Consider the following 13,180-nt stretch of genomic DNA (forward strand, 5'->3'; position numbering starts at 1 on the left):
TTGCTTTGAAGCAGAGACAAATGGGTGCCACCGGTGCTATTTGCGCCAGTAGCGTTCCAGCAGCGGTTTGACCGTCAGGCCGTGCGCGACGATGGAGAGGATGACGACAACGAGCGTGATGTCGGCCAGTTCGCGCGCCAGGCCGCGCGGCAAGCCATGCGCGGTGGCATAGCTGAGGTAATACAGCGAGCCGATGCCGCGCACGCCGAACCAGGCGGCCAGCCCGCGCAGGCGCACGCTGGTGCCCGAGGCCAGCAAACCGAGCATCACGCTGACAGGGCGCGCCACCAGCAGCAGGAAAAGGGCGACGCTCCACGCCTGCCAGCTCCAGGCGGCGGCCGTGACCGCGCCGCCCAGCAGCAGCACCAAGGTCAGTTCGGACAGGCGTTCCAGGTGTTCCTTGAAGACGAGGGCTTCGCCGCTGACGGTCAGCGTCACGTCGCTGTCGTGCGGCTTGGCGGCGGACACGGCATGGGTTTCCTCTGCCTGCAGCAAGCCTTGCCGGTCTTTCGGCGCGTCGGCCAGCCGCAGTTCCGTCTGGCGCAAGGCCACGCCTGCAAAGAACACGGCCAAAAAGCCCCACGCGTGCAGCCACGTGGCCACGCCATACACGAGGGCGATCAAGCCCAGGGCCGCCAGATCGTCCAGCATCGCGTGTTTCGGCTCCTTCGCGCGCACCTGCCAGCCCAGCCAGGCCAGCAGCGCGCCGCCGGCCGCGCCCAGGCCGATGGCGCCCGCGCTGGCCCAGACCAGGTCGCGCCACAGCCAGGTGGCGCAATGCGGTCCCAGCTCGTGCAGGCCCAGCAAGCCCAGGCCCAGCATCACGAAGGGAAAGCCGCTGCCATCGTTCATGCCCGCCTCGCTGGTCAGGGTGAAGCGCAATTGCTCGCTGTCGCCCGCATGGCGCAGCTGCACGTCGGTGGCCAGCACGGGGTCGGTGGGGGCGAGGATGGCGCCCAGCAGTATGCCCGCGCCCAGGGGCAGGCCCAGCACCAGGCACGCAAAGGCCGCCACCAGGGCCACGGAAATGGCCATCGACAGCCACGCCAGGCGCAGCGGCGGCAGCCAGCGGGCCAGGCTGAAGGGCACGGGCATCTTGACGCCGGCGGAAAACAGGGAGATGAGGACGGCGATTTCCGTCAGGGTTTCCAGTAGGGGCGCTTGCTGCACCAGATCGAACGAGAACAGGCCGAGGAACATGGGGCCCAGCAGCAGACCCACGCCCAGGTAAGCCATGGCCGAGGTCAATGGCAGGCGCGCGATGCCGTCGGCGCCCAAGCCGCGCGCCAGCATCAGGCAACCGATCAGGATGAACCAGGCGGTGGTGCTCATGCGAACCATTGTAGCGGCGCGCGGGCAAGGGCAGCGCGCCGCACGGTTTTTTACGCTTTGTTCCCAGCCTTGTACAGCGACACGCTGTCGTTCTGCGCCTGCATGCCATGCAGCTCGATGGGGTCGTGCGTGGAGCGCAAGCGGGGCAGGCCGTGCGGATAATGGGTGGTGATGAAGGCCAGCATCTGCTCGCGCACGATGCAGCGCAATTCGAACGCCGTGCCTGAGTCTACAGCGCTGATGAGGAAACGCACGCGCACGGCCCGCTCGTTCGAATCCGTCGCCTGCACGGTGCAGACGCGGCCATCCCATTGCTTGGCGGACCCGCAAATGCGCGTCAGTTCCGCGCGCAGCGGCTCGATCGGGATGCTGAAATCGAGCCACAGGAACACCGTGCCCAGGATATCCGAGGAGGTATGCGTCCAGTTCTCGAACGGATTTTCAATGAACCACTGCAGCGGCACGATCAGGCGGCGCTCGTCCCACACGCGCACGACCACGTAGGTGCCCTTGATTTCCTCGACCGTGCCCCATTCTCCGTTGACGATAAGCACGTCGTCGATACGGATCGGTTGGGAGAATGCGATTTGCAGGCCTGCGATGAAGTTGCCGAGCACGGGGCGGGCGGCGATACCGGCCACCAGGCCCGCCACGCCGGCCGAGGCCAGCAGGCTGGCGCCGATCTGCCGCGCGCCGGGCAAGGTCAGCAGCACGAAGGACAGGCCCAGGAGGACCACGATGGCGTGCGCGCTGCGCGTGAGCACGCGGGCCTGGGTGATCCGGCGCCGCGCGCGCAGGTTGTCGGCCGCATCGACGGGATTGATCTGGGAAATCGTGATGCTGAGCGACTCGATGCATTGCATGGCCAGCCAGGTCAGCGCGATGATCAGCGCCACGCTGGCCAGGTGCGACATGGCGACCAGGCCCGGCGTATCGTCGGGCGCGCTGGCCAGCACCATGCGCAAGCCGAAGACGATCAGGCACAGCTGGCTGGCGCGGAATGCCACGCGCGCGACGTTGCTGGCAAGCGGGTGACCATTGGCCAGCCTTCTCAGGAGGCTGATGCCGGCCCGGTGCATGCCGATGGCGACCAAGGTGACGAGCAGGGCGGAAACGAGCACGGTCAGCGCCGAGCGCAGCGGGCCTCCCATCAGCGAGTGGAACGTGCTGAGATCCATAGGCGAAAACTCCTTGAAATTGGTGGGGGGATGTCGGAAGCGGGTATTTTACGGGCAGATGGCGTAACGGGGGCGTGCGTTGCCGTACGGATAAGACTTGCGTCAACGTGGATACTGGATGAAATTGCTGCGCTGCGCCATGTCACGTTGACGTTTCAATACGGAAAGCAAACGGGCGTCGCCGCGGTGGAAACATAGTCATACTTGCCATGCTTTTTGTTTTTGCAAAGGAAAACGATGATAGTACGATCACTCAGAATGTCCTTGCGCTTCATCCTGCCACTGGCCCTGGTGCTGGGACTGTTTGCTTATATCGTAGTACCCCTGCTCGACAATATCACCCTGCGCTGGTATGTGCGCGATCTCGACAGTCGGGCAGAATTACTCGCCGGAACCCTACGGCCCTCGCTGACCGAATACCTGCCCGCGCAAGACGCCACCCGCATCAGCGAGCTGTTCCAGGGCGCCACGCGCGACGAGCGTCTGATCGCCATCGGCTTTTGCGACAACGCGGGCCATTTGCTGTACCAATCCGCGCAATACCCCGCTTCCATCGGTTGCTGGAGCACGCCGCCCACGGGCGGCCTGTACAAATCCCTGGCGCAATTGCCCCAAGGCCAAGTCCACCTCAGCGAAACGCCCGTGATGCAGGATGCATCCCAGCTGGGCCGTTTGGTGCTGGTGCAGGACATGAGCTTTGTCGAGCGCCGCAATACGGATACCAAGCGTTTTATCTTTGCTTTCCTGGCCGTGCTGGCCGTGCTGATTTCCCTGATGACAGTGTTCGTGGCGCACCTGAGCTGGCGCGGCTGGCTGGCGGCCGTGAAGGACATCCTGCGCGGCGAATTGCTATCGAAGAACAATCCCGCCGTTGCCGCCGCCGCACCGGCCGCCGCGCCCGCGCCGCCGCCGGAAATGCAGCCGCTGATCGGCGACTTGCGCGAATTGCTGCAGGAATACCACCTGGAACGCCAGGGCGATAACGGCTGGTCGTCCGACTGGACGCCGGACAAGCTGCGCGCCTTGCTCGAAGCGGACTTGTCCGGCGACCAGGTGCTCGTGGTGTCGAACCGCGAGCCGTACATCCACACCAAAACGGAGACCGGTGTTGCAGTGCAGCGTCCCGCCAGCGGCCTGGTGACGGCCGTGGAAGCCGTGATGCGCGCATGTTCCGGCACGTGGATCGCGCATGGCGCCGGTTCCGCCGACCGCGAGACGGTCGACAAGCTCGACCACGTGCCCGTGCCGCCCGACAATCCCAGCTATACCTTGCGCCGCGTGTGGCTGACGCAAGAGGAGGAGCAGGGCTATTATTATGGCTTTGCCAATGAAGGCATGTGGCCGCTGTGCCATATCGCCCATGTGCGCCCCGTGTTCCGCTCGTCCGACTGGGAGCAGTACGTGAAGGTCAACCGCCGCTTTGCCGACGCCGTGATCGCGGAAGCGAAGACGGACAACCCCGTCGTGCTGGTGCAGGATTACCATTTCGCCTTGCTGCCGCGCATGGTGCGCGAAGCCTTGCCGAAGGCGACGATTATTACTTTCTGGCATATCCCCTGGCCAAACTCGGAATCGTTCGGCATTTGCCCATGGCGCGAGGAAATCCTCGACGGCTTGCTGGGCAGCACAATCCTCGGCTTCCATACGCCATTCCACCGCAAGAATTTCCTCGAAACGGTGGACCGCTACCTGGAAACCCGCATCGAACCGGAAGCGTCGACCATTTCCTATGGCGGCGAGATGACGCAGGTCGAGGACTACCCGATTTCCATCGCCTGGCCGGAAGACAACCCGGACCAGCCCGACGTGGCAACATGCCGAGCGCAAATTCGCAGCGAACTGGGCGTGGCGGCCGACCACTTGCTGGGCATCGGCGTGGACCGCCTCGACTACACGAAAGGCATCGTCGAGCGCTTCCAGGCCGTCGAGCGCATGCTGGAACAGCAGCCCGGCATGGTGGGCCATTTTACTTTCGTGCAAATCGCCGCCCCCAGCCGTGCCTCGCTCGATGAATATCAAAGTTTTGACGCCAGGGTGCGCAAGATGGTCGAGCGCATCAACCGCCGCTTCGGCAGCGGAGACTATGTGCCCATCCTGCTGAAAGCCGAACACCATGGACAGGACGATTTGCAGCGCTATTTCCGCGCTTCCGAAGTGTGCATGGTGACGAGCTTGCATGACGGCATGAACCTGGTGGCCAAGGAATTCATCGCCGCGCGCGACGACGAGCTGGGCGTGCTGGTGCTGTCGCAATTCACGGGCGCGGCGCGCGAGCTGCACGAAGCGCTGATCATCAACCCGTACCACATCGAGCAGGGCGCCGAAGCCCTGTACCGCTCCCTCGTGATGCCGCCCGTGGAACAGCGTGAGCGCATGAAGAGCATGCGGGCCAGGGTCAAACATTTCAATGTCTACCGCTGGGCCGGACGCATGCTGCTCGACGCGGCCCGTTTGCGCCAGCGTGACAAGGTCATGACCAAGATCGACGCCCACAGCCGCATCAAGCGGCGCAAGGGGATCTGATGGCCGATCTTCCTGACGATAGCGCAGCCTTGCTGCAACTGCTGAGTGCGCCTGGCAGCGCCGTCTTCTTCGACTTCGACGGCACCCTGGTCGACTTGGCCCCCACGCCCGACGGCGTGCGCCTGGAAGCGGGCGTGGTCGACGCGCTGATGGTGCTGGCGCGCTGGCATGGCGGCGCACTGGCCCTCGTTTCCGGCCGCCCCGTGGCGCAGATCGACGCCATGCTGGCGCCCCTGATTCTGCCTGTGGCCGGCGTGCACGGCGTGGAGCGGCGAGGCGCTGATGGCGCACGGCATGTGGCGGCCACGCCTGACGTGTCCGCCGTGCTGGCGCATGCCCGGGCACTGGCGGCGATGTACCCCGGCTTGCTGGTGGAACACAAGCGCGGCGCCGTGGCCCTCCATTACCGTCTGGCGCCGGAACTGGAGCAGCTGTGCCTGCAGGAAATGACGACCGCCGTGCAAGCGTGCCCCGGTCTTTTGCTGTTGCATGGCAAAATGGTTCTGGAAGCCAAGCCGGCCGCCACGGACAAGGGCGGCGCCATTGCCGCCTTCATGGCCGAGGTGCCATTCAAGGGACGCCGGCCCGTGTTCGCGGGCGACGATACCACCGACGAGGCAGGCTTTGCCTATGTTCAACAAATTGGGGGGCAGGGCGTGAAAGTGGGCAGCGGCCCCAGCGCCGCCAGCCTGCGCCTGGCCAGCCCGGACGCCTTGCGTACCGTATTGCTGGCCGCGTCCGTATCCCCGTTCAAGGAGTAGCCGATGACGACATCGTATGACACCCCCAGCGGCGCCAACGCCCCTGCCGCCAGTGCGCCGCCGGCGCAAGCATCCCTCAACTGCGGTGTGGTGGGCAATTGCGCCTTCAGCGCCCTGATCGACCAGGCGGGGCAGGTTGTCTGGTCCTGCATGCCCCGGTTCGATGGCGACCCCGTCTTCAATACCTTGCTGGACGATACGCAAAACGGCAGCGTGTGGGGCATCGACATCGAGAATTTTGCCCGCAGCGAGCAATTCTACGAGCCGAACACGGCCGTGCTGCGCACGCGGCTGTACGACACGGATGGGCGCGGCGTGGAAATCACGGATTTCGCGCCCCGCTTCCTCAGCCGCGACCGCATGTTCCGCCCGCTGATGCTGATTCGCCGCGTGCGCCCGCTCGATCATGCCGTGCGCATCCGCGTGCGCCTGCGCCCCCGCTACGACTGGGGCAAGTTGGCGCCGCAGGTCACGCAGGGCAGCCACCATATCCGCTACGTGGGGCCGGAACAAACCTTGCGGCTGAACACCGATGTGTCGCTCAACTATGTGCTGAGCGAAACGTATTTCGTGCTGGGCGGCACGGCCAACTTCCTGCTGGGGCCTGATGAAACCCTGGCCGGCGGCATCGACGAGACGGCGCGCATCTTCGAAAAGGAAACCATCAACTATTGGCGCACCTACACGCGCCGCCTGGCCGTGCCGCTGGAATGGCAGGACGTGGTCATCCGCGCGGCCATCACCTTGAAACTGTCTTTATATGAAGACACGGGCGCCATCATCGCCGCCATGACGACGAGCATCCCCGAAGCGCCCGGCAGCAGCCGCAACTGGGATTACCGCTACTGCTGGCTGCGTGACGCCTTCTTTGTCGTGCGCGCACTCAATAGTTTGTCCGAAGTGGGCACGATGGAAGAGTATTTGCGCTGGCTGACGAATATCGTCGCCCGCTCGAAGGGCGGCCATATCCAGCCCCTGTACGGCATCGGGCTGGAAGAACAGTTGCCCGAGTCGATACTCGAGCACTTGCCCGGCTACCGGGGCAATGGTCCCGTACGCGTGGGCAACCAGGCGCAGGAACATTTCCAGCACGACGTCTACGGCAACATCGTCCTGGGCGCCGCGCAGGCGTTTCTTGATCACCGCTTGTTCCACCGCGGTGGCAAGGCCGAGTTCGCCGCGCTGGAAGCCGTGGGCGACCAGGCCTTCAAATTGCACGCGGAACCGGACGCGGGCATGTGGGAACTGCGCACGCGGGCGAGGGTCCACACCTCGTCCATGCTGATGAGCTGGGCCGCCTGCGACCGCCTGGCGAAAGTCGCGCATAAACTGGGCTTGCCGGACCGCGCCGAGCACTGGAACAGCCGCGCCGTGCTGATCCGTGAACGCCTGCTGCGCGAAGCGTGGAGCGAGGAACGCCAGGCCTTCGCGGAAAGCCTGGGCGGGCGCGACCTCGACGCCTCCGTGCTGCTGATGGCGGAAGTCAACTTCATCGACCCCATGGACCCGCGTTTCATCGCCACCGTCGACGCGCTGGAAGCATCGCTGTGCGACGGCCCCTACATGCGCCGCTACGAAGCGCCCGACGACTTCGGCAAGCCGGAAACGGCCTTCAACATCTGCACCTTCTGGCGCATCGACGCCCTGGCCCGCATCGGCAGGAAAGACGAAGCGCGCAAAATCTTCGAGACCATGCTGCTGGCGCGCAACCACCTGGGCTTGCTGTCCGAGGACACGCACCCGGTGACGGGAGAGATGTGGGGGAACTTCCCGCAGACATATTCGATGGTGGGTCTCATCAATTGCGCGGTCAGGTTGTCGGCGCCGTGGGATAGCGCGGTCTAGGCACGTCCGCCACGCCCATACAAGCGGCACTCGGCCGCCAGCGCCAGCAAATTCGGGTCGCGCTCGCGGCTGCTCAGCATCAGCAGGGTGATTTGCTGGTGCGAGCCGTAGCGCGCGTCGAGCGGCAGCAGTTCGATGCGCGAGCTGAAGGCGCGCACGCGGCCCGGCAGCAGGCTGTAGCCGATGCCGCCGCTGACGAGATTGATCAGCGAGAAGATGTCGCCCACGCGCATGGCCGTGTCGGGCACGAATCCCGCCAGGTCGAACGCGTGGTTGAAGCTTTGCGAGGTGACGAAACCCTCGTTCAGGGTGACGAATTTGGCGCCGCGCAGCTGCTGCAAGTCCACCGATGCGGCGCCCGCATAGGGCGAACCGAGCGGGGCGGCCAGGTAGACGTCGTCCTGGAACAGGGGCACGGCCACCAGGCCCGCATGCTGTTCTTCTTCCTGCACGCCGACGATGATGGCATCGAGTCGGCCATCGGCCAGGCTTTGCAGCAGTTCGCGGTTCGAGCCCAGGGTCAGGTCGATGTCGAGACCCGGCCGGCGCAGCTTCAGGGCGATCACCAGTTGCGGGATGCAGTGCAGGGTCAATGAATACAGCGAGCCGATCTTCAGACGCACGGGGTTGATGCCCGACATTTCGCGCACCTTGCGCACGCCTTCCTCGCACTCGGCCAGTGCTCGCCGCGCCGATTCGGCAAAGGTGTAGGCCGCATGCAGCGGGATCAGGCTGCGTCCCTCGCGCTTGAACAGGGGACAGCGCAAGCCATCTTCCAGCGAGTGCAGGGCGCGGTGCACGCTGACCGTGCTCTGGCCCAGCGCATCGGCCACCCTTGCCAGGTTGTTCAATTCCATAAAGCTGAGAAAAACTTCGAGCTTTTTCAGCGTGATTTCTTCGTTGATGGCCATGACTAGCCTCTTTCAAGGGAGTTCATTAACTTCAGGGTAATGAACATGGTAGCAGGTTGATTGTCGCGCCTCCGTTTTCGCTCTATCGTCAGGCTTCGATAGCTTAATTCGGAGGCAAGATGTCAACCGCCATAGCAGCGCCAGCGCAGCGGCAAAAACAATGGGACACGCGGCGCACCGAGAAGCGCCGCCGCCTCGACGCCGTGCGCCGGTACGCGAGCGGCCCCGTGCTGCAACAGGGCGACATGGTCGCCGTGCTGGAAGCCCTGCTTGCGCCGGGCGACCGCATCGTTCTCGAAGGCAACAACCAGAAACAGGCCGATTTCCTCGCCCGCATGCTGGCCCAGGTCAATCCCGACAAGATCAACCATCTGCACCTGATCATGCCCAGCGTCAGCCTGCCCGAACACCTCGACCTGTTCGAACGGGGTATTGCCCGCAAGCTCGATTTCTCGTTTGCCGGCACGCAAAGCCTGCGCATCGCCCAGTTCCTGCAGGATGGCTTGCTCGAGGTGGGGGCCATCCACACCTACATCGAACTGTATGCGCGCCTGTTCGTCGACCTCACGCCCAACGTCGTCATGGTGGCCGGCTACATGGCCGACCGCCAGGGTAATCTGTACACGGGCCCCAGCACGGAAGACACGCCGACGCTGGTGGAATCGGCCGCCTTCCGCGATGGTATCGTCATCGCCCAGGTGAACCAGATCGTCGACGACGTCAGCGACTTGCCCCGGGTTGACGTGCCCGGCTCGTGGATCGATTTCGTCGTGCAGTCCGACAAGCCGTTCTTCATCGAGCCATTGTTTACCCGCGACCCGCGCGTGATCAAGCCCGTGCACGTGCTGATGGCCATGATGGCGATTCGCGGCGTGTATGAAAAACACCAGGTGCAGTCGCTCAACCACGGCATCGGTTTCAATACGGCCGCCATCGAACTGATCTTGCCCACATATGGCGAGCAGCTGGGCTTGAAAGGCAAGATTTGCCGCAACTGGGTGCTCAACCCGCATCCCACGCTGATCCCCGCCATCGAAACGGGCTGGGTCGAAAGCGTGCACTGCTTCGGCGCGGAGCTGGGTATGGAGGGCTATGCGGCGGCCCGGCCCGACGTCTTTTTCACGGGCCGCGACGGCTCCATGCGCTCGAACCGCGCCCTGTGCCAGCTGGCCGGCCAGTACGCGGTCGACCTGTTCATCGGCGCCACCTTGCAGATGGATGGCCTGGGCAATTCGTCCACCGTGACAAATGGACGGCTGGCTGGCTTTGGCGGCGCGCCCAATATGGGCCACGATCCGCATGGCCGGCGCCACCCGACACCGGCCTGGCTGGACCTGATCGAGACGGACGATCCGCTCGCGCGCGGCAAGAAGCTGGTGGTGCAGATGGTCGAAACGTTCCAGGATGGCGGCCAGCCGACGATCGTCGAATCGCTCGATGCCGTCGCCGTGGGCCAGGCCAGCGGCATGCCGCTGGCGCCCGTGATGATCTATGGCGAAGACGTCACGCACGTGCTGACGGAAGAGGGAATCGCCTACCTGTACAAGGCCCGTTCGCTCGACGAACGCAAGGCCATGCTGGCGGCTGTCGCTGGCGTGACGCCCATCGGCCTGCGCCACGACCCGAAGACGACGGCGAAATTGCGCGCCGACGGCCTGATCGCGCTGCCCGAGGATATCGGCGTGCAGCGCGGCGCGGCGAACCGCTCGCTGCTGGCGGCGAAAAGCATCGCCGACCTGGTCGAATGGTCGGACGACCTGTATCAACCACCCGCCAAATTCAGGAGCTGGTAATGACGACAATGATGATGACGACAATAACGGTGCGGGAACGCTCGGCAGCGCTGGGGCGGCAAGTGCTGCAGGCGCTGCTCGACGAAGTGACCTTGACGCCGAAACCGGGCCTGGTCGATTTGCGCAGCCGTGGCGCCCACACGGACTTGAACTGGGCCCTGATGTGCCATTCGGCCTGCGTGCTGCAGCCCGTATTTGCCGCCATGGCCGACGCTGGCGCGCGGAGTGAAGACGACGACTTGCTGCGCCAGCGCATCGGCGCCATCGGCCGCGACGGCGAGGCGCTGATGCTGGCAGCGACGGGCGGCGTGAACACGCACCGGGGCGCCATCTGGGCGCTGGGCCTCTTGGTGACGGCGGCGGCGCAGCAGGGCGCGCGCGGCGCATCGCTGTCACCAACAGCCGTGGTGGCGCGGGCCGGCGCGCTGGCCCGTTTGCACGACCGCGGCGCGCCTGGCGCCACCGGCAACAAGGGCGAGCTGGCGTGCCGCCAGTATCAGGTCGATGGCGCCCGCGGCCAGGCACGTGCCGGCTTTCCCCTGGTGACGGGTGCCGGATTGCCGGCCTTGCACGCTTCGCGGGCGCGCGGCGACAACGAAACGACGGCGCGCCTGAACGCCTTGCTGGCCATTGTCAGCCAGCTCGACGACACCTGCGTGCTCTCGCGCGGCGGCGAGCCGGCTTTGCTGGCACTGCAAACGGGTGCGGCGCGGGTGCTGGCGGCCGGCGGCGCGGCCACTGCCGCCGGCGCCAAGGCGCTGCTGGCGCTGGAGGTCGTGGCGCTGGCGCGCGGCGTGTCGCCGGGCGGCGCGGCCGATCTGCTGGCGGCCAGCCTGTTCCTCGACCGATTGACGCAAGGAGAAACGCATGGAAACGCGTGACTATACATTCCCGGCCGGGCCGCCGGCGGCAGGGCGCGCCCTGGCAGGCGTCGTCGGCTCGGGCGACCTGGAAGTACTGCTGCAGCCTGGCGACGATGGCGTGACCCGCATCGTCGTCAACACCTCCGTCGATGGCAAGGGTGCCGCGTGGGATGCGCTGTTGCAGCGCGTATTCGGCGGCGAGCCGCTGCCGGCGGCGCGCATCGTCATCAACGATTGCGGCGCCACGCCGGGCGTGGTGCGCATGCGCATCGAGCAGGCATACGAAGAATTGCAAGCGGGGAGGACGGCATGAGCACATTGAAGCAATTACTCGAGCGCGACAGCTTCATCGAACGGGGCGCGCGCAGCCGGGCCAAGGCCCTGCTGGACGCTGGCAGCATGCGCGAACTGCTCGACCCGTTCTGCGGCATCGCTTCGCCCTGGCTGCCGCAGCAGGGCGTGACGGCGCAGGCTGACGATGGCGTGGTGGTGGCCAAGGGCCTGTTCGACGGTCAGCCGGCCGTGGTGCTGGCCATCGAGGGCGCTTATCAGGGCGGCAGCATGGGCGAAGTGGGCGGCGCGAAGATCGCCGGCGCGCTGGAACTGGCGGCCCGCGACAACCGTCAGGGCATACCGACGCGCGCCGTGATCCTGTTCGAAACGGGCGGCGTGCGCCTGCAGGAGGCCAACCTGGGCCTCGCTGCCATTGCCGACATCCATGCGGCCATCGTCGACCTGCGCCGCTACCAGCCCGTGATCGGCGTCACGGCCGGCACGGTCGGCTGCTACGGCGGCATGTCGATCGCGGCGGGTTTGTGCAGCTATCTGGTCGTCACGCGCGAGGCGCGCCTCGGTCTCAACGGGCCGGCCGTCATCGAGCAGGAGGCGGGCGTGGACGAATTCGACTCGCGCAACAAGCCGTTCATCTGGAGCCTGACGGGCGGCGAGCAGCGTTTTCACAGCGGCCTGGCCGACGCCTATGTGGACGACGATACGGCGCAGATGCGCGCCAGCGTGGCCGCCTTGTTCGCGCGCGGCGTGCCGGCGCAGCACCGCAGCAGCCAGGCAGACGTCTTCCTGGCCCGCCTGGCCAAGGTCGACGCGAGCGTGCAAGCCACGCCGCAAGCCGTGCGCATGATCTACAGCCAGGGAGGTGCAGCATGAACAACCATACCGACACCAGCCGTGGCGCCATCTGGCTCGCGGCCCTGACCGGCAACACCGCGGCGCTGGACGGCTATCCGCTTGCCGTGCGCGTGGTGGACGCGCCGCTGGCGGGCGAACCGGCGCGCTACCTTGCCGTGCTGCCCGACCCGGACAACCGTTTTGCACGCGCCCGCACGGGCGAAGTGGGCCTGGTCGAAGCGTGGCAGCTGGCGCGCGCCGTGCAGCAGGTGGTGCTTGAGGACCGCGAGTTGGCCGTCAAGCGTCCCATCGTCGCCGTCATCGACGTGGCCAGCCAGGCCTACGGCCGGCGCGAAGAGGCTTATGGCATCCACCAGGCGCTGGCCGGCGCGGCGGGCGCCTACGCCGAGGCGCGCCTGGCCGGCCATCCCGTGATCGGCCTGATCGTCGGCAAGGCCATGTCGGGTGCTTTCCTTGCGCACGGATACCAGGCCAACCGCCTGATCGCGCTCGACGATCCGCAGGTGATGGTGCATGCCATGGGCAAGGCGTCGGCCGCCCGCATCACCTTGCGCACCGTCGACGCGCTTGAAGCGCTGGCGGCGACGATTCCACCGATGGCGTATGACGTCAAGAATTACGCGACCCTGGGCCTGCTGTGGCAGACCTTGCAGGTGGCGCAGCCCGACGCGCCTTCGGCGCAGGACACGGCCGCCGTCGATGCCTGCCTGCAGGCGGCCCTGGCCGATATCCGCGCCGATCCGCTGGCGGACCTGTCCAGCCGCCTGAACGCGCCGCACCGCCAGGCGTCGGCAAAAGTCAGGGAGGTGCTGGGACAGCAGTGGTAGG

11 protein-coding genes are annotated in these 13,180 nt (G+C 65.9%); 8 read left to right on the forward strand and 3 right to left on the reverse strand.

From position 1 onward, the window contains the following. Positions 1-36: 36 nt before the first annotated feature. Positions 37-1,332, reverse strand: coding sequence for a cation:proton antiporter (locus tag GYK42_RS17015; RefSeq protein ID WP_166448444.1), 1,296 nt, complete (start codon positions 1,330-1,332; stop codon positions 37-39). Positions 1,333-1,382: 50 nt separating this feature from the next. After that, positions 1,383-2,510 carry a mechanosensitive ion channel family protein gene (locus tag GYK42_RS17020; protein WP_166448445.1) on the reverse strand — a complete coding sequence of 376 codons (1,128 nt, stop codon included), beginning with the start codon at positions 2,508-2,510 and terminating at the stop codon, positions 1,383-1,385. A 237-nt stretch (positions 2,511-2,747) separates the two neighbouring features. On the opposite strand from GYK42_RS17020, the gene GYK42_RS17025 reads away from it, so the two are divergent. Genes GYK42_RS17025 through GYK42_RS17035 form a run of 3 tightly spaced genes read left to right on the forward strand, consistent with a single transcriptional unit; the run spans position 2,748 to position 7,639 of the window. Continuing rightward, positions 2,748-5,033 carry an alpha,alpha-trehalose-phosphate synthase (UDP-forming) gene (locus GYK42_RS17025; protein ID WP_166448446.1) on the forward strand — a complete coding sequence of 762 codons (2,286 nt, stop codon included), beginning with the start codon at positions 2,748-2,750 and terminating at the stop codon, positions 5,031-5,033. After that, positions 5,033-5,794 carry a trehalose-phosphatase gene (otsB, locus tag GYK42_RS17030; RefSeq protein WP_166448447.1) on the forward strand — a complete coding sequence of 254 codons (762 nt, stop codon included), beginning with the start codon at positions 5,033-5,035 and terminating at the stop codon, positions 5,792-5,794. Before GYK42_RS17025 ends, otsB begins: the two co-directional genes overlap by 1 nt. A gap of 3 nt (positions 5,795-5,797) precedes the next feature. Then, positions 5,798-7,639 carry a glycoside hydrolase family 15 protein gene (locus tag GYK42_RS17035; RefSeq protein ID WP_166448448.1) on the forward strand — a complete coding sequence of 614 codons (1,842 nt, stop codon included), beginning with the start codon at positions 5,798-5,800 and terminating at the stop codon, positions 7,637-7,639. On the opposite strand, the gene GYK42_RS17040 is transcribed toward GYK42_RS17035, so the two are convergent. After that, entirely contained in the window at positions 7,636-8,550 is a 915-nt protein-coding gene (locus GYK42_RS17040) for a LysR family transcriptional regulator (RefSeq protein WP_166448449.1), read from the reverse strand. The genes GYK42_RS17035 and GYK42_RS17040 overlap by 4 nt on opposite strands. A gap of 119 nt (positions 8,551-8,669) precedes the next feature. On the opposite strand from GYK42_RS17040, the gene mdcA reads away from it, so the two are divergent. Genes mdcA through mdcE form a run of 5 tightly spaced genes read left to right on the forward strand, consistent with a single transcriptional unit; the run spans position 8,670 to position 13,179 of the window. After that, positions 8,670-10,343, forward strand: a complete 1,674-nt coding sequence (gene mdcA / locus GYK42_RS17045; RefSeq protein ID WP_166448450.1) for a malonate decarboxylase subunit alpha — start codon at positions 8,670-8,672, stop codon at positions 10,341-10,343. Next, positions 10,343-11,224, forward strand: coding sequence for a triphosphoribosyl-dephospho-CoA synthase (locus GYK42_RS17050; RefSeq protein WP_431190178.1), 882 nt, complete (start codon positions 10,343-10,345; stop codon positions 11,222-11,224). The genes mdcA and GYK42_RS17050 overlap by 1 nt, the downstream gene beginning before the upstream one ends. Continuing rightward, positions 11,211-11,519, forward strand: a complete 309-nt coding sequence (locus tag GYK42_RS17055; protein ID WP_166448452.1) for a malonate decarboxylase subunit delta — start codon at positions 11,211-11,213, stop codon at positions 11,517-11,519. Before GYK42_RS17050 ends, GYK42_RS17055 begins: the two co-directional genes overlap by 14 nt. Continuing rightward, positions 11,516-12,370 (forward strand): biotin-independent malonate decarboxylase subunit beta, encoded by an 855-nt coding sequence (locus tag GYK42_RS17060; RefSeq protein ID WP_166448453.1) that lies wholly within the window; start codon positions 11,516-11,518, stop codon positions 12,368-12,370. The genes GYK42_RS17055 and GYK42_RS17060 overlap by 4 nt, the downstream gene beginning before the upstream one ends. After that, positions 12,367-13,179, forward strand: a complete 813-nt coding sequence (gene mdcE, locus GYK42_RS17065; protein ID WP_166448454.1) for a biotin-independent malonate decarboxylase subunit gamma — start codon at positions 12,367-12,369, stop codon at positions 13,177-13,179. Before GYK42_RS17060 ends, mdcE begins: the two co-directional genes overlap by 4 nt. The last annotated feature ends 1 nt before the right edge of the window (position 13,180 follow it).

The sequence above is a fragment of the Janthinobacterium lividum genome (genome assembly GCF_011601275.1).
GTDB classification, from domain to species: Bacteria; Pseudomonadota; Gammaproteobacteria; order Burkholderiales; family Burkholderiaceae_D; genus Janthinobacterium; species Janthinobacterium lividum_E.